The sequence below is a fragment of the Pseudomonas sp. 5P_5.1_Bac1 genome (assembly GCF_025466015.1).
Taxonomy (GTDB): Bacteria; Pseudomonadota; Gammaproteobacteria; order Pseudomonadales; family Pseudomonadaceae; genus Aquipseudomonas.
The window spans coordinates 374,810-391,347 of sequence record NZ_JANLNX010000037.1 but is presented as its reverse complement, the minus strand read 5'-3'; the positions used below and the strand labels follow the sequence as shown (position 1 = coordinate 391,347).

Below are 16,538 nucleotides of genomic sequence, written 5' to 3'. Positions count from 1 at the left end.
GTTCCCAAAGCCAAAGCCAAAACCAGGACCAGGACCAGGACCAAAGCCCATCGTCCCCGCGATTCCGTGAAGAACCAAAAAAAGGGCACCCCAAGGGGCGCCCAAAACATTCACCTCGCAAAGGAGTTGTGGAGCGGTGAATGGCTGTTACTTGCTGTTGCCTTGCGGCGTGCGCTGATCGCTCTTGGCAACCTGTTCAGCCTTTTGCGACTTGACGCCCTTGTCGCCCCAAAGCTGCTGCTGGCTTTCCTTGAATTGCTGGACGAACAACCGGGCCCGCTCGGCGCCGCCTTCGGCCATGACGCTGGTGCTGCCCAGGGTGAGCGCGGCGATCAGTGCGTATTTGCTGAAGTTCATGGATCTGACCTCGTGAATGAATTCACCGCGATCATAAGGACGCCCGCCTAACGACAAGGTGAGCCGCACATTACAGTGCTGCAAGGCGCGTCGGCGGGCGTCATAGATCAGGCTCGGGCCTCCTCCAATGCGGCGTCTTCCAGCGCTTCATCCTTGCGATGGGCGCGGTAATACAGCGCCGGCAGCACCAGCAAGGTCAGCGCCGTGGACGAGAGAATCCCGCCGATCACCACCGTCGCCAATGGTCGCTGCACCTCGGCGCCGGTGCCGGTAGCCAGGGCCATCGGGATAAAGCCCAGCGACGCCACCAGCGCCGTCATCAACACCGGCCGCAGGCGAGTCAGCGCACCTTCATCGATTGCCTGGCGCAACGGCATGCCCTGCTCGCGCAGGCTGCGGATGAAGGCGATCATCACCAGCCCGTTGAGCACCGCCACACCCGACAGGGCGATAAAACCGACGCCTGCGGAAATCGACAGCGGAATGTCCCGCAACCACAGCGCCACCACCCCGCCCGTCAGGGCGAAGGGAATGCCGGTGAACACCAGCAGACCGTCCTTGAGGTTGTTGAACATCATGAACAACAGGGCGAAGACCAGCAGCAGCGCCACCGGCACCACCACCTGCAAGCGCTGCGCCGCCGACTGCAACTGCTCGAACTGACCGCCCCAGTTGGCCCAGTAGCCCGCAGGAATCTGCACCTGAGCATCAATCCGTTCCTGCGCGTCGGCGACGAACGAGCCGATATCCCGGCCACGCACGTTGGCGCTGACCACCACCAGACGCTTGCCGTCCTCGCGGCTGATCTGGTTGGGGCCCTGCACCAGTTCCACTCGCGCCACGTCGGCCAGGCTGATGAAGCCGATCTGCGCATTGCCGCCGCTGGCCGGCACCGGAATCAACATCCGCGAAATGCCCTGAATATCGGTACGCAACTCGTCCGGCAGGCGCACCACCAGATCGAAGCGGCGGTCGCCTTCATAGAGAATGCCGGCCTTTCGCCCGCCCACCGCCACCGCGATGCTGTCCTGCACATCACCAACGTTCAGCCCGTAGCGGGCAGCCTTGTCGCGATCGACATCGATGGTCAGCACCGGCAGGCCGCTGGTCTGCTCGACCTTCACTTCAGAAGCACCCGGCACACCTTGCAGGGTGCTGGCGATCTGGGCGGCGGTACGGTTGAGCACGCTCATGTCGTCGCCGAACAGCTTCACCGCCACATCACTGCGCACCCCGGAAATCAGCTCGTTGAACCGTAACTGAATCGGCTGCGACAGCTCGTAGTTGCTGCCAGGCACCCGTGCCGCCGCGCGCTGGATATCGGCGATCAATTGTTCACGGGACTTGCCGGGATCCGGCCACTGCGCCTTCGGCTTGAGCATCACGTAGCTGTCGGAAATGTTCGGCGGCATCGGGTCGGCGGCGATCTCGGCGGTGCCGGTGCGGGCAAATACCCGCTGCACTTCCGGCACCTGTTCCAGCACGCTGCGCTCCAGTTGCTGCTGCATCTGCACCGACTGGCTCAGGCTGGTGCCCGGCACACGCAGGGCCTGCAAGGCGAAGTCACCTTCGCTCAGGCTCGGCACGAACTCGCTGCCCATGCGCCCGGCCAGCACGCCGGACAACAACACCATCACCGCGGCCAGGCTGAACGCCAGCGGGCGATGGTCCATCACCCAGCGCAGCAGCGGCGCGTAGCCACGCTTGGCGCCGCGCATCAGGGCGTTTTCTTCTTCCTTGACCTTGCCGGTGACAAACAGCGCCAGGGCCGCCGGCACGAAGGTTACCGACAGCAGCATGGCGCCAAGCAAGGCGATGACCACGGTAAAGGCCATGGGGTGGAACATCTTGCCCTCGACACCACTCAGGGCAAAGATCGGCAGGTACACCACCATGATGATCAGTTGCCCGTAGATCAGCGGCCGGCGCGCTTCGCGGGACGCGGCGAAGACCTCCCGCAGGCGCTCGGCACGGGTCAGCAGGCGGCCATGATGCTGCTGGGCGTGGGCCAGGCGGCGAATGGCGTTCTCGACGATCACCACCGCGCCGTCGACGATGATGCCGAAGTCCAGCGCGCCCAGGCTCATCAGGTTGGCGCTGACCTTGTTGCTGAACATCCCGGTGAAGGTGAACAGCATCGACAGCGGGATCACCATCGCGGTGATCAGCGCCGCGCGGATATTGCCAAGGAACAGGAACAACACCGCGATGACCAGGATCGCGCCTTCCACCAGGTTCTTCTTCACCGTGGCGATGGCTTTGTCCACCAGGTCGGTGCGGTCGTACACCGTCACCGCCTTGACCCCGGCCGGGAGTGTCTTGTTGATCTGCTCGAGCTTCTGCGCCACCGCTTGCGACACGCTGCGGCTGTTTTCGCCGATCAGCATGAACACCGTACCGAGCACCACTTCACGGCCGTTCTCGGTGGCCGCGCCGCTGCGCAGTTCGCGGCCAATGCCGACCTCGGCCACCGAGCGCACGCGGATCGGCGTGCCGTCGATATTGGCCAGGACAATGTTGGCGATGTCCTCGATGCCTGCCAGTTGCCCCGGCGCGCGAATCAGCAACTGCTCGCCCTGGCGCTCGATGTAGCCGGCTCCGACGTTGGCGTTATTGCGCTCCAGCGCGGTGAGCAGGTCATTGAGCGTCAGCTTGTAGGCGGCCAGGCGCTTGAGGTCGGGAGCAATCTGAAACTCCTTGGCGAAGCCGCCGATGCTGTTGATCTCGGCCACGCCACGCACGTTGCGCAGTTGCGGCTTGATGATCCAGTCCTGGATCTCGCGCAGGTCGGTTGGTGTGTAGAGGCTGCCATCCGCCTTGCGCGCGCCCTCCTCGGCCTCCACCGTCCACAGGAAAATCTCCCCCAGGCCGGTGGAAATCGGCCCCATGGCCGTCTCGACGCCTTCGGGCAATTGCTCGCGAGCCAGTTGCAGGCGCTCATTGACCAGTTGCCGGGCGAAGAACAGGTCGGTGCCGTCCTCGAAGATCACCGTCACCTGGGACAACCCCGAGCGCGACAGCGAGCGGGTCTGTTCCAGGCCGGGCAAACCGGCCATGGCGGTTTCGATGGCGAAAGTGATGCGCTGCTCGGTCTCCAGCGGCGAGAAACCGTCCGCCGCGGTGTTGATCTGCACCTGGACGTTGGTGATGTCAGGTACCGCGTCAATGGGCAGTTTCTGGTAGCTGGCCAATCCCAGCCCGGCCATCAGCAGCACACCGAGCAGCACGATCAGGCGCTGCTCGATGGCGAATTGAATGATGCGTTCGAACATGACGATTACCCGTGGCGGCTCAGTGAGAGTGCTCGGCGCTGGCCTTGCCCAGTTCCGACTTGAGAATGAAGCTGCCCTGCGCGGCCACTTGCTGGCCGGCCTGCAGGCCGCTCACCTGGACAAAGCCCTCGGCGGCCACACCCGGCTGCACCGGCTGGGCGACGAAGCCTTCGGCGTTGCGGACGAACACCACGGTTTTATCCTCGACGGTCTGCACCGCTTGCTCGGGGACGGCGAGGGCATCGGCCAGGCGCTCGGTCGGCACCTGCACCGCCACGAACAACCCCGGACGCCAGGCGCCACGCGGGTTGTCCAGGGTCACCCGGACCGTGGCGGTGCGCGTCTGCTCGCCCAGCAGGCTGCCGACATGGCTGATGGTGCCGCTGACCTGCTCGCCGAGGTCGCTCGCCACCACCGTGACCGGCATGCCGACCCGCACCGAGGCCAGGTCACGCGGGGCCACGCCGAAGGTCGCCCAGACTTTCGACAGGTCCGACAGGGTGAAGGCGGCACTGTTTTCGCTGACCACTTCGCCGGGCACCAGATGCTTTTCCACTACCTGTCCGGCGAATGGCGCGCGCAGTTCGTAGCGATTGCCGCCGGCCAGCACCACGCTGCCGCTGAGGGCGCTGATTTTCTGCCGGGCATTGGCCGCGGCGATCTCGGCTTCCTGCAAGGCCTGCCGGGCTTGCAGGTAATCCTGCTCAGCGGAGATGCCTTCCTCCCACAGGTCCTTTTCCCGCCCCAGGGTGCTGCGCGCCATCTCCAGCCGACGCTGGCTGGCCGCCAGTTCACTGCGCTGCTCGGACACCTGCGGGCTGGCGATCACCGCCAACAGCTCGCCGGCCTTGACCTGCTGACCGAGGCTGACCGCCACCGACTCGACAACGCCAGCCGCGCGCGGCACCAGATGGGCGGTGCGGTCTTCGTCGAAACGGACCTCGCCCGGCAAGTGCAGGCTGCGGCTCAGGGTCCGCGCCTGCACCGTGGCCAGTTCGATTCCGGCCACGGCAATCTGCTCGTCGCTCAGCCGTACATGACCTTCCTCGCCCTCGCCTTCGGCGCCTTCTTCGCCGTGCCCATGGCCGGCTTCAGCCTCGTCGCCGTGGCCCTTTTCTTCATGCTTCTCGTCACCATGGCCTTCTTCGCCATTTTCATCGTGCCCTGCGGCGCGGGCCGGTTGCTCGGCATGCGGAGCGGCGATCCGTTGCCCGAGCACGGTGCCCAGGCCGAGCCCGAGCACCAGCGTCACGGACAGCAGCGTGATGGTTTTCCTGTTCATGCAAATTCCTCGGCAAAGGCGCGACCGGCCGGGGCCGGCCGCGCGCAGTCAGATTCGAAACGTGGGGGAATCAGAGCGGGGTGCCGGTCAGGTCACCGAAGATCCGCTGGATGCGGGCCTGGGCGTCGGTACCCGACGCCTGCGCCGCGAGGTATTGGGTGCGCGCTTCGACCAGGGTGCGCTGGGCGTCGAGCACATCGAGGAAGCCGAACTTGCCGCGCTCGAAACCACGGGTGGCGACGTCTACCGCCTGTTGCGCGGCCGGCAGGATCGAGGTCTCGAACGAGCGCACTTCGTGCCCGGCGGTTCGCCATTGGGCCAGGGCCTGGACCACTTCGCTACGCACCCGCAGTTCCGTGCCGTTGCGCAGGTCGCGCGCCTGGTCGGCGCGGCGCGCGGCGGCCAGCACATTGCCCTGGTTGCGGTCGAACAACGGCAGCGGGACCGACACCCCGAGCACGTTGACCCGCTCGCGCTCAGTACGGTCGTATTGGCTGCCGACACTCAGGGTCAGGTCGGGAATCCGTTGGCTGCGGGCCACGCCCAGGGCCGCTTCGCTCTGGTCGATCTGCAGGCTGGCGAGGCGCACATCGGCGGTCTGTGGGAGGCGATCGAGCAGCGGCTCGGACGCCGGCACCGGCGACAGGCCGCTCGTCACCGGCTCGACCCGGTCAAAACCGGCCTGGGCGATACCGATGACAGCCGTCAGTTGCTGATGGGCAACCGCGACGGCCTGCTCCGCCCGCTGCTGCTCCAGGCGCATCTGCGACACCTGCACCTGGGCCCGGGTCGCCTCGATGGGCGATGCCGTCCCGGCCCGAACCCGGCCTTGCACCACTTGCAACCCACGTTCGGTCAGGCGCAGCGACTGCCCGGCCAGCTCCAGTCGCTCCTGGGCCCGGGCGGCGTCATGAAAGGCCGCGGTGACGTCAGCGTGCAGGGCGTTTTGCCGGCGCTCCAGCTCCAGCGCGGCGACAGCCTGGTCGCGCTCGGACAGGGCGATCCGCGCGCCGCGCTTGCCGCCCAGCTCGATCTGTTGGCTGAGGGTGACGGTGGTGGTCTGGCTGCGGCGACGGGTGTCTTCGACTTCCCAGCTCAACTCCGGGTTGGGCAGCACACCGGCCTGGATGCGCTCGCCCGCAGCGATGTCGGTGCCCCAGCGCGCGGCCGCCAGTTCCGGGTTGAGTTCGCGGGCGCTGCGCAAGGCGTCATCCAGCGTTAGGGTCGAGGCCAGGCTGGCCGGGGCCAGCACCCACAGCGCCAGGCTCAATGACAGCGGCCAGGCCCGCGCTTTTCGCGGACCGCGGCCGACACGTCCGGTGGTGATTGTGCAACGCATGGCTGTACTCCCCTGCGCCCTGTCGCAGGCCGGCAGGGCGGCTGACTTTTCGGAGCGAGCCACTCTAGGGAGGGGGCTTTATCGTCAAGGTGACTGAAATATTACAAATCTGTCATTTCCGCCTTCGACCACCGCCGCCTGGCTTACCATGCCGAGCGCCGCTTGACCCTGAAGTGACTTCAGGGTCGAGAATCGCCCCCCTCTTTCCGCCATGCCGAGAACCTCATGCGCCTGCTCATCATCGAGGACGAAGTCCGCACCGCCGACTATCTGCAACAGGGTCTCTCCGAAAACGGCTACGTGGTCGACTGCGCCCGTACCGGCCCGGACGGTCTGCACCTGGCCCGGCAGCAGGCCTATGACCTGATCATCCTCGACGTCAACCTGCCCGAGCTGGATGGCTGGAGCGTGCTGCAGCGCCTGCGCGCCCATTCCGCCACGCGAATCATGATGCTCACCGCCCATGGCCGACTGTCCGATCGGGTCAAGGGCCTGGACCTGGGCGCCGACGACTACCTGCTCAAACCCTTCGAATTTCCCGAGTTGCTGGCGCGTATCCGCACCTTGCTGCGGCGCAGCGAGCACTCTTTGCAACCGGCCACCCTGAAAGTCGCCGACCTGGAACTGGACCCCGGCCGCCACCGCGCCTGGCGCGGCGGCCAACGCATCGACCTGACCGCCAAGGAGTTCTCCCTGCTGCACCTGCTGATGCGCCAGAGCGGTGACGTGCTGTCGCGCACGCAGATCATTTCGCTGGTCTGGGACATGAATTTCGATTGCGACACCAATGTCGTGGAAGTCTCGATTCGGCGCCTGCGGGCGAAGATCGACGATCCGTTCGAGGACAAACTGATCCACACCCTGCGCGGCGTCGGCTACGTGCTGGAAGCCCGCGAATGAGAACGACGCGGCTGTCGCTGCGCCTGGGCCTTAGCGTGATTGTCATGGGCGCGGCGCTGGTGCTGCTGCTGGCAGCGCTGGCAGTGGTGGCGCTGGAGCACGAACTGGACAACCGCGCACGGGCGCAGTTGACCCGCAAGATGGATCAGATCGAGCACAGCCTGAATGTCGACCTCAGGGTCGCCGACCTGCGCGCCCGCGCCCATCCCCTGCTGGATGTGGTGATGGGCCATGACAACCTGAGCCTGAGCGTGGCCGCACGCCATGGCCGCCACCCGGAACTGCTCAGCCTCGGCCCGCCGCTGGAGGCACCGCCGGACACCGTCGTCGCCGGTCCCGCGCTGTCCTTCACCCAGTGGCGTGATAGCCAGGACAATCCGCTGCTCTCCGCCGCACGCGCCATGCGCCTGCAGGACGGCACGGCGGTGCAAGTACTGCTGACGGTCAACCGCAGCGACGACCTCGACCTGCTGCAGGCCTACCTGCGCTCCACCGTGTTGGCGTTGCCGCTGTTGCTGCTGCTGATCGGCGTGTGCGCCTGGAAACTGGTGCAGGGTGGGCTGGCGCCCTTGCGCCGCTTCGGCCATATCGCCGCGCAAGTCTCGGCGCAGGACCTGAGCCACCGTCTGCCGGAAGAGAAACTGCCCCGGGAACTGCGCGAACTGGCACACAGCATCAACATCATGCTCGACCGGCTGGACAGCGGCGTTCAACAACTGGCGCAGTTCTCCGATGACCTGGCCCACGAGTTGCGCACGCCCATCAGCAACCTGATGGGCAAGGCCCAGGTGACCTTGAGCCGCGAACGCCCGACCGAGGATTACCGGGTGGCACTGGAAGACAGCATCGAGGAACTGACCCGGCTGAGCCGGATCATCACCGACATGCTGTTTCTCGCCCAGGTCGACCAACCGCTGACGCATGTGCAACTGACGACGGTGGCGCTGGGCGACGAAGCACGGCGGGTTGCCGAGCTGTTCGACCTGAGTGCCGAAAGCAAGGATATCGAGCTGAAGGTACGCGGCTGGGGCACGGTGCAGGCCGACCGCCTGATGCTGCAACGGGCGCTGTCGAATTTACTGAGCAATGCCATTCGCCATGGCCCGGCGGGGCAACAGATTGAAATCGGCATCGAAGCAAAGAATGACGGAATGCACTGCTGGGTGCAGAACGGCGGACCGGGGATCGCAGCGGAGCATTTGCCCCATCTGTTCGAGCGGTTCTATCGAGTGGGCTGCGGGCGTTCGCGGCAGGATGGCGGGACGGGACTCGGGCTGGCGATCGTCAGGTCGATCATGCAAGTGCATGGTGGGCGGGTCGAGGTGAGCAGCAAGGTGGAGGGGCCGACGCGGTTCAGTCTGGTGTTTCCGGGGTAAATGGTTTGGGGCTGCTTTGCAGCCCTTCCCGACGGTTACTCGGACCGCCAAGCTCGCTCCCCCCAAGCAACACCATGGCTCAGTAGGAGCGAGCTTGCTCGCGAAGGGTCGCCAAGCGACCCCAATGCGATCAACCCCGGCTAGCCGCCAGAATCAAAGCCTTCATTTCCGCCACAGCACCCTTGAACCCGACGAACAACGCATGCGCCACCAGCGCATGACCAATGTTCAGCTCGTTGATCCCTTTGATCGCCGCGACCGCCTCGACGTTGTGGTAATGCAGACCATGCCCGGCATTGACGATCAGGCCCTGGCCCCGACCAAAGGCCACGCCATCGGCAATGCGCTTCAGCTCATCGGCTTCTTCAGCAGGGGTGTGGGCATCGGCATAACGACCGGTGTGCAACTCGATCGCTGGCGCGCCGACACGGCGCGAGGCTTCGATCTGGCGCTCATCGGCGTCGATGAACAGCGAGACTTCCGCACCGATCCGCGACAAGCGCTCCACCGCCGCCTTGATCCGCGCTTCCTGGCCGGCCACGTCGAGGCCGCCTTCGGTGGTCAGTTCCTGACGGGTTTCCGGGACCAGGCAGATGTGCGCCGGGCGGATGTGTTCGGCGAACACCATCATTTCCTCGGTAACGCCCATTTCGAAGTTCATGCGCGTCTGCAGCACGTCCTTGAGCAGCAACACGTCGCGCTCCTGGATGTGCCGGCGGTCTTCGCGCAGGTGCACGGTGATCCCGTCGGCACCGGCCTCTTCGGCATCCAGCGCGGCCTTGACCGGGTCGGGGTATCGGGTGCCACGGGCCTGGCGCAGGGTCGCCACGTGGTCGATGTTGACGCCGAGAAGGATGCGGTTGCTGTGGGTCACGAAGAAACTCTCCTGGAAATTAAGCCCGACAGCATACGACGAGCTCAGCGCTTGCGAAACAGTTCGCGGCTGACCAGCGGACGACCGCCCAGATGAACCGCCAGCGCCTGGCGCATCAGGCGTTTCGCCGCGGCGAGAGCACCCGGCGCCTCCCAGTCGGCTTCGGCCATGGCGGCGAGGTCAGCGCCGGTGAACAGGCCGGGTTGCAGCAGGTAGACCCGCTCCAGCCCGGCATCCACTTGCAGGCGATACCAGCCGTCCGGCGCAAGCGGCTCGCCGTTGATGTCCTGGTCCAGGGCGAAGGCGTAACCCAGCTCATCCAGCAGTCGCCATTCGAACGAGCGCAGCAGCGGTTCCAGCGGACGTCCCGCGCCGAGGGCCCGCAGTGTCGCGGCGTAATGCTCGAACAAGGCGGGATGAGGGTCTTCCGCCGGCAACAGGCGGATCAGCAGTTCATTGAGGTAGAGCCCGCTGAACAACGCATCTCCATGCAGCCAGGCGGCCACACCGACGCTGTCCAGCCGTCCGACGTTCTTCAGCTCGCCACGCCCGCGCAGTTCGACTTCCAGTGGCAAAAATGGCCGCGCCAAGCTGCCGCCCTTGCCACGGGCACGGCGCAGCACCGCGCGCACGCGCCCTTCGGGAGTGAGGAAGTCCACCAGCGCACTGGTTTCCCGGTAGGCGCGGTTGTGCAGAACGTAGGCCGGTCGGGCCTCTGGTTGTTCCATGATCGGCTTCGGGAAAAGTCGGCCCGATACCGGACGGTATCGGGCCTTGGGGGATTACAGGTCGCCGTAGCCCAGCGAGCGCAGCGCGCGCTCATCGTCGGACCAGCCGCCTTTGACCTTGACCCAGAGGTTGAGCATCACCTTGGCGTCGAACAGCACTTCCATATCCTTGCGCGCCTCGGTACCGATGCGCTTGATGCGCTCGCCCTTGTCGCCAATGATGATTTTCTTCTGGCCATCACGCTCGACCAGGATCAGGGCATGGATGTGCAGCACAGCCCCCTGCTGCTTGAACTCTTCGATCTCGACGGTGATCTGGTACGGCAGCTCGGCACCGAGCTGGCGCATGATCTTTTCGCGGACCAGTTCGGCGGCCAGGAAGCGGCTGCTGCGGTCGGTGATCTGATCTTCCGGGAAGAAATGATCGTTTTCCGGCAGGTGCTTGGCGATCAGGCCTTCCAGCGATTCGAGGTTGTGTCCCTGCTGGGCGGAAATCGGCACGATTTCGGCATTCGGCAGTTGTTCCTGCAGCCATTGCAGGTGCGGAATCAGGTCGGCCTTTTCCTCGATCCGGTCGGTCTTGTTGATCGCCAGGATCACCGGGCCCTGCACATACTGCACGCGCTCCAGAACAAGCTGGTCTTCGTCGGTCCAGCGGGTACGGTCGACCACGAAGATCACCACGTCGACGTCTTTCAACGCCGCCGAAGCGGTCTTGTTCATGTAGCGGTTGAGCGCCTTTTCGTTGCTCTTGTGCATGCCGGGGGTATCGACGTAGATCGCCTGGATATCACCCTCGGTCTTGATCCCGAGCATGTTGTGACGGGTGGTCTGCGGCTTGCGCGAGGTGATCGCCAGCTTTTGCCCGAGGATATGGTTGAGCAACGTCGACTTGCCCACGTTGGGGCGGCCGACGATGGCGACATAGCCGCAACGGGTAGTGTTCGTATCAGTCATTGCCATTCTCCACGCCCAGGGCGATCAGTGCCGCTGCGGCTGCAACCTGCTCGGCGATACGCCGGCTGACACCTTGCCCCCGGCTTTTTTCGGTCAACAGGGTCACTTCGCACTCGACGAAGAACGTCCGGCAATGCGGCTCGCCCTGGATATCCACCACTTCATAGCGCGGCAGGTCGCAGGCCCGCGACTGCAGGAACTCCTGCAAACGGGTTTTCGGGTCTTTGTTGGTGTCGACCAGGGTCAGGCTCTCGAACTCGCCGGCCAGCCATGCCAGGACGCGCTCACGGGCGATCTGCATGTCGGAATCGAGGTAGATCGCACCGATCAGTGCCTCAAGGGCATCGGCCAGAATCGACTCGCGGCGGAAACCGCCGCTTTTCAGTTCACCCGAGCCCAGGCGCAGGTACTCGCCAAGGTCGAAGCCACGGGCCAGCACGGCCAGGGTCTCGCCCTTCACCAGGCGGGCACGCAGACGCGACAACTGGCCTTCGCGGGCCTGAGGGAAGCGTTCGAACAGGGCTTCGCCGGCGACGAAGTTGAGGATGGCATCACCCAGGAACTCCAGCCGCTCGTTGTTGCGACCGGCGAAGCTGCGGTGTGTCAGGGCCAGCAGCATCAGCTCCTGGTTCTTGAAGGTGTAGCCGAGCTGATGCTCGAGGCGGCTCAAGGAAACGCTCACGGTGTACCCACGCGAAGTTCGTGGTCGATGGTCAGCGGCGACGCCTGGGCGCCGGTGCCGCACGGTTCAATCCGGCCGGCGGCCGTCGAAAATAAAGCGTTGTTCAAATGCAGATCCTGAAAGACGGTGTGGATTCATGCCTGCTGGCCTGGATGGCTGGGAACCACTTGCGCAGTCCCTCGATACAGCCTATGCCAGAAAAGCACTCGGCGCCGTCCCGAAGGACAGCGCCGTGAAGGTGCTACTTGATCAGCCCTACCCGCGACAGACTCGGGAAGTGGCTCAGTTTCGGTTCCGGCCAGCTCATCCAGACGGCAAAGGCCTTGCCGACGATGTTCTGGTCCGGGACCATGCCCAGCAGTTCCTTGGGAATCGAAGGATCATCCCAGTAGCGGCTGTCGTTGGAGTTGTCGCGGTTGTCGCCCATCATGAAATAGTGCCCGGCGGGCACCACCCACTGCTGGTCCGGCGGCATGCGGTAGCGACTCATCTCCTTGCGGATCAGGTGCTCGGCCTCACCGAGTTTTTCCTTGTACAGCTCGGCGCTGCCCAAAGTGCCCGGCTCGGCGCCAACCAGTTGCTCGGCGATAAGCTCGCCGTTGACGTACAGGCGCTTGTCGCTGGTGTAGCGCACCTGATCGCCCGGCAGACCCACCACACGCTTGATGTAGTTGACGTTCGGGTCGCTTGGGTAGCGGAACACCATCACATCGCCACGCTGTGGATCGCCCACCTCGATGACCTTCTTGTCGATCACCGGCAGGCGGATGCCATAGGAGAACTTGTTCACCAGGATGAAATCGCCCACTTCCAGGGTCGGCTTCATCGAGCCCGACGGGATCTGGAACGGTTCAACCAGGAACGAGCGCAGCACCAGCACGATGAACAGCACCGGGAAGAACGATTTGCCGTACTCGACCAGCAACGGTTCCTTGTTCAACTGCTCGACCACCGCCATCTCGGGCTGGGTGACGCTGCCCTGATAGTTGGCGATCGCCGCACGCCGGCGAGGTGCCAGGAACAGCAGATCGATCAGGGCCAGCAGCCCACACACAGCGACAGCGATGACGAGCAACAGCGGGAAATTTAGTGACATAGGACCTAACTATCCAACCTGAGCACGGCGAGGAAGGCTTCCTGTGGGATTTCCACGTTACCGACCTGTTTCATGCGTTTCTTACCGGCCTTCTGTTTCTCGAGCAGCTTGCGCTTACGGCTCACGTCGCCACCGTAACATTTGGCCAGTACGTTCTTTCTGAGTGCCTTGACCGTGGTCCGCGCCACAATCTGCCCGCCAATGGCGGCCTGGATTGCCACGTCGAACATCTGCCGAGGGATCAGCTCCTTCATCTTCTCGGTCAACGCGCGACCTTTGTAGTGCGCGTTGTCACGGTGCACGATCAGTGCCAGGGCGTCGACCTTGTCGCCGTTGATCAGCACGTCGAGCTTGACCAGGTTGGCCGACTGGTAGCGATCGAAATGGTAGTCCAGCGAAGCGTAGCCGCGGCTGGTGGACTTCAGGCGATCAAAGAAGTCCAGTACCACTTCGTTCATCGGCAGGTCGTAGCGTACCTGTACCTGCGAACCGAGGAACTGCATGTCGCGTTGAACGCCACGCTTCTCGATGCACAGGGTGATGACGTTGCCCAGGTGCTCCTGGGGCACGAGGATGGTCGCGGCGACGATCGGCTCGCGGAAATCCTCGACCGACGACACGTCCGGCAGCTTGGACGGGTTGTCGACGTGAATGGTTTCGCCGGTCTTGAGCTTGACCTCGAAGATCACGCTCGGCGCGGTGGTGATCAGGTCCAGGTTGTATTCGCGCTCCAGGCGCTCCTGGATGATCTCCATGTGCAGCATGCCGAGGAAGCCGCAACGGAAGCCGAAGCCCAAGGCGTCGGAGCTTTCCGGCAGGTACTGCAGCGAGGAGTCGTTCAGGGTCAGTTTCTGCAACGCATCACGAAAATCTTCGAAATCGTCGGAACTGACCGGGAACAAGCCGGCATAAACCTGCGGCTGAATACGTTTGAAACCTGGCAGCACATCGACATCAGGAGTCGAGCTCAAGGTCAGGGTGTCGCCCACTGGCGCGCCGTGAATGTCCTTGATGCTGGCAATGATGAAGCCCACTTCACCTGCCTTGAGGTCGGCGGTGGCAGTGTGTTTCGGGGTGAAGACACCGACGCTGTCCACCAGGTGGATCTTGCCGGTGGACTTGACCAGGATCTTGTCGCCCTTCTTCACGCGGCCATGACGCACGCGCACCAGGGAGACGACGCCCAGGTAGTTGTCGAACCAGGAGTCGATGATCAGCGCCTGAAGCGGTGCTTCGATATCGCCGGTCGGTGCTGGAATGGTCTGTACCAGACGCTCCAGTACTTCATCGACGCCCATGCCGCTCTTGGCCGAGCAGGCAACGGCGTCGGTGGCATCGATGCCGATGATCTTCTCGATTTCGTCCTTGACGCGGTCCGGGTCAGCCTGGGGCAGGTCCATCTTGTTCAGGACCGGCATGACTTCCAGGCCCTGCTCGATGGCGGTGTAACAGTTGGCGACCGACTGGGCCTCCACGCCTTGACCCGCGTCGACCACCAGCAGCGCACCTTCACAGGCCGCCAGCGAACGGCTGACTTCATAGGTGAAGTCAACGTGGCCGGGGGTGTCAATGAAGTTCAGCTGGTAGGTAACGCCGTCATTGGCTTTGTAATGCAGGGTGACGCTGTGGGCCTTGATGGTGATCCCGCGCTCGCGCTCGAGGTCCATGGAGTCGAGAACCTGCGCTTCCATCTCGCGGGCACTGAGGCCACCGCACATCTGGATGAAGCGGTCGGCCAGCGTCGACTTGCCATGGTCAATGTGGGCGATGATGGAGAAATTGCGGATATGACTCAAATCACTCACGGATCAACACTCAAAAAGGCTGCAGGCCGGACGCCCGCCGAAAAATAGCCGGGAATTGTACCTGATGCCGATGGGTTGTGGGAGATTCCATTCGCCGGGCAAACGCCCGACGCTGCCGATTTCATCAAGTGGCAGGCACAAAAAAGGGCAGCCCCGAGGCTGCCCTTTCTGGTCAGACCGGCTTATTCAGCCAGCTTGAAGGTGATGAAGCTGGCACGACCCTGACGCAGTACGCGCATGGACACCGAACGGTTCTTCGGCAGTTCCTTGGCGATTTCGGTGAACTCCTTGGCCGAAGCGATCGCCTGGTTGTTCAGGTGGCTGATGACGTCACCTGGACGCAGGCCGATCAAGGCCGCCGGACCGTCCTGGACTTCCTTGATGACGACGCCACCATTGAGTTCCAGGGACTTTTTCTGCTCGGCGGTCAGGTCGGAGACCGTAACGCCCAGGCGGTTGCTGTTGCGCTCGAGCCCGCCGCCAGCACTGGCGCTGACTTCCTGATCGTCATCCGGCAGCGCGCCGATGGTCACGTCGAGGTTCTGGCGCTTGCCGTTGCGGATAATTTCCAGCTTGGCCTTGGCACCGTCTTTCAGACCACCCACCAGGTGCGGCAGGTCGGCGGACATGATGATTGGCTGGCCGTTCAGGTTGAGGATCACGTCCCCCACCTGCAGACCACCTTTGGCGGCCGGACCGTTTTCCAGCACCTGGGCTACCAGGGCACCAGCCGGCTTGTCCAGGCCGAAGGACTCAGCCAGGTCCTTGTTGACCTCCTGAATCACCACGCCCAGCCAGCCACGGCTGACCTTGCCGTCTTTCTTCAACTGATTGGAAACGTCGATTGCCACATCGATCGGGATCGCGAACGACAGGCCCATGAAGCCGCCGGAACGGGTGAAGATCTGCGAGTTGATACCCACGACTTCGCCATTCATGTTGAACAGCGGGCCACCGGAGTTACCCGGGTTGATCGCCACGTCGGTCTGGATGAACGGCACATAGGTGTCGTTCGGCAGGGTACGGCCCTTGGCGCTGACGATACCTTTGGTCACCGAATGGTCGAAACCGAACGGCGAGCCGATCGCCAGTACCCACTCACCCACTTTCAGCTTGGACGAGTCGCCCAGCTTCACGGTCGGCAGGTTCTTGCCTTCGACCTTGAGCAGCGCCACGTCGGTGCGCGGGTCGGTGCCGACCAGCTTGGCTTGCAGCTCACTGCGGTCGGACAGGCGGACGATGATTTCGTCGGCATCGGCGACCACGTGGTTGTTGGTCAGCACGTAGCCATCATCGGAAATGATGAAACCCGAACCCAGCGACTGCGCTTCACGCTGGCGATCACCACCGCGAGGTTGCTGCGGAATGCTGCGCTCGAAGAACTCACGAAACATCGGCGGCAGGCCTTCAAGATCCGGCATCTGACCGGCAGCGACGCGGCGATCCGGCAGTTTCTGCTTGGTACTGATGTTAACGACGGCCGGCGAAGCCTGCTCGACCAGGGTGGTGAAGTCCGGCAGGGCTTCAGCCTGGGCAGCAGCCATCTGGCCGAGCATCAGCACGGCCGCAAACAGCGATAGATAGGATTTCAAGCGTGGTATTGACATACGGCTCCCGTCACAACGAGCGTGGTTAAGCAGTAGGGACCTGCCAACGAAAAAGGCCTGGTGACAAACCCAAGGGCTGCGACCAGGCCAGAAACATTGGCATTCTTGATGCTGCAACAGCAGGAAAGGCCAGACCCCGAAGGGGCTGACCTATAGAAAAATCTGGATGTTTTTGCAAACTTGAAGGCTTACCAATCATGTCAGCGGCTCTGGGACATGCTTTTCATCCTTGTCATCCATGTACTAAAACAACTCCAGGGTTT

General features: G+C 63.7%; 13 protein-coding genes. 2 read left to right on the top strand and 11 right to left on the bottom strand.

Annotated elements, in window-relative coordinates; genetic code table 11:
• Nucleotides 1-147: 147 nt before the first annotated feature.
• The 4 genes from NTD82_RS07955 to NTD82_RS07940 all read right to left on the bottom strand — a co-directional run bounded on the left by NTD82_RS07955 (nt 148) and on the right by NTD82_RS07940 (nt 6,250).
• A complete protein-coding gene (locus NTD82_RS07955; protein ID WP_262128290.1) occupies nt 148-357 on the bottom strand; it encodes a hypothetical protein in 210 nt (69 codons plus the stop codon).
• Between the two features lie 107 nt (nt 358-464).
• A complete protein-coding gene (locus tag NTD82_RS07950; protein WP_262128289.1) occupies nt 465-3,629 on the bottom strand; it encodes a CusA/CzcA family heavy metal efflux RND transporter in 3,165 nt (1,054 codons plus the stop codon).
• Nucleotides 3,630-3,648: 19 nt separating this feature from the next.
• Nucleotides 3,649-4,911 carry an efflux RND transporter periplasmic adaptor subunit gene (locus NTD82_RS07945; protein ID WP_262128288.1) on the bottom strand — a complete coding sequence of 421 codons (1,263 nt, stop codon included), beginning with the start codon at nt 4,909-4,911 and terminating at the stop codon, nt 3,649-3,651.
• 70 nt (nt 4,912-4,981) lie between these two features.
• Complete coding sequence (locus NTD82_RS07940) at nt 4,982-6,250, bottom strand: TolC family protein (protein ID WP_262128286.1); 1,269 nt, start codon at nt 6,248-6,250, stop codon at nt 4,982-4,984.
• 225 nt (nt 6,251-6,475) lie between these two features.
• On the opposite strand from NTD82_RS07940, the gene NTD82_RS07935 reads away from it, so the two are divergent.
• Together NTD82_RS07935 and NTD82_RS07930 are read left to right on the top strand one after the other, a co-directional pair.
• Nucleotides 6,476-7,150 (top strand): heavy metal response regulator transcription factor, encoded by a 675-nt coding sequence (locus tag NTD82_RS07935; RefSeq protein WP_262128285.1) that lies wholly within the window; start codon nt 6,476-6,478, stop codon nt 7,148-7,150.
• A complete protein-coding gene (locus NTD82_RS07930; RefSeq protein ID WP_262128284.1) occupies nt 7,147-8,526 on the top strand; it encodes a heavy metal sensor histidine kinase in 1,380 nt (459 codons plus the stop codon). The genes NTD82_RS07935 and NTD82_RS07930 overlap by 4 nt, the downstream gene beginning before the upstream one ends.
• Nucleotides 8,527-8,656: 130 nt before the next feature.
• Here the strand turns inward: NTD82_RS07930 and pdxJ are convergent, their stop codons facing one another.
• The 7 genes from pdxJ to NTD82_RS07895 all read right to left on the bottom strand — a co-directional run bounded on the left by pdxJ (nt 8,657) and on the right by NTD82_RS07895 (nt 16,224).
• A complete protein-coding gene (gene pdxJ, locus NTD82_RS07925; protein WP_262128283.1) occupies nt 8,657-9,400 on the bottom strand; it encodes a pyridoxine 5'-phosphate synthase in 744 nt (247 codons plus the stop codon).
• A 44-nt stretch (nt 9,401-9,444) separates the two neighbouring features.
• Nucleotides 9,445-10,128, bottom strand: coding sequence for a DNA repair protein RecO (gene recO / locus NTD82_RS07920; protein WP_262128281.1), 684 nt, complete (start codon nt 10,126-10,128; stop codon nt 9,445-9,447).
• Between the two features lie 54 nt (nt 10,129-10,182).
• Nucleotides 10,183-11,085, bottom strand: coding sequence for a GTPase Era (era, locus tag NTD82_RS07915; RefSeq protein ID WP_095154843.1), 903 nt, complete (start codon nt 11,083-11,085; stop codon nt 10,183-10,185).
• Entirely contained in the window at nt 11,078-11,767 is a 690-nt protein-coding gene (rnc, locus tag NTD82_RS07910; RefSeq protein WP_095154842.1) for a ribonuclease III, read from the bottom strand. Before rnc ends, era begins: the two co-directional genes overlap by 8 nt.
• 241 nt (nt 11,768-12,008) lie before the next feature.
• Entirely contained in the window at nt 12,009-12,863 is an 855-nt protein-coding gene (gene lepB, locus NTD82_RS07905) for a signal peptidase I (RefSeq protein ID WP_095154841.1), read from the bottom strand.
• 5 nt (nt 12,864-12,868) lie between these two features.
• On the bottom strand, nt 12,869-14,668 hold the full coding sequence (gene lepA / locus NTD82_RS07900; RefSeq protein WP_095154840.1) for a translation elongation factor 4: 1,800 nt from the start codon (nt 14,666-14,668) through the stop codon (nt 12,869-12,871).
• A 182-nt stretch (nt 14,669-14,850) separates the two neighbouring features.
• Nucleotides 14,851-16,224 (bottom strand): DegQ family serine endoprotease, encoded by a 1,374-nt coding sequence (locus NTD82_RS07895; RefSeq protein WP_256587697.1) that lies wholly within the window; start codon nt 16,222-16,224, stop codon nt 14,851-14,853.
• Nucleotides 16,225-16,538 lie beyond the last annotated feature (314 nt).

Excerpts from the sequence above, each read along its gene's own strand:
- NTD82_RS07955 (WP_262128290.1), bottom strand. The coding sequence starts at position 357 with ATGAACTTCAGCAAATACGCACTGATCGCCGCGCTCACCCTGGGCAGC.
- NTD82_RS07950 (WP_262128289.1), bottom strand. The coding sequence starts at position 3,629 with ATGTTCGAACGCATCATTCAATTCGCCATCGAGCAGCGCCTGATCGTG.
- NTD82_RS07945 (WP_262128288.1), bottom strand. The coding sequence starts at position 4,911 with ATGAACAGGAAAACCATCACGCTGCTGTCCGTGACGCTGGTGCTCGGG.
- NTD82_RS07940 (WP_262128286.1), bottom strand. The coding sequence starts at position 6,250 with ATGCGTTGCACAATCACCACCGGACGTGTCGGCCGCGGTCCGCGAAAA.
- NTD82_RS07935 (WP_262128285.1), top strand. The coding sequence starts at position 6,476 with ATGCGCCTGCTCATCATCGAGGACGAAGTCCGCACCGCCGACTATCTG.
- NTD82_RS07930 (WP_262128284.1), top strand. The coding sequence starts at position 7,147 with ATGAGAACGACGCGGCTGTCGCTGCGCCTGGGCCTTAGCGTGATTGTC.
- recO (WP_262128281.1), bottom strand. The coding sequence starts at position 10,128 with ATGGAACAACCAGAGGCCCGACCGGCCTACGTTCTGCACAACCGCGCC.
- era (WP_095154843.1), bottom strand. The coding sequence starts at position 11,085 with ATGACTGATACGAACACTACCCGTTGCGGCTATGTCGCCATCGTCGGC.
- lepB (WP_095154841.1), bottom strand. The coding sequence starts at position 12,863 with ATGTCACTAAATTTCCCGCTGTTGCTCGTCATCGCTGTCGCTGTGTGT.
- NTD82_RS07895 (WP_256587697.1), bottom strand. The coding sequence starts at position 16,224 with ATGCTCGGCCAGATGGCTGCTGCCCAGGCTGAAGCCCTGCCGGACTTC.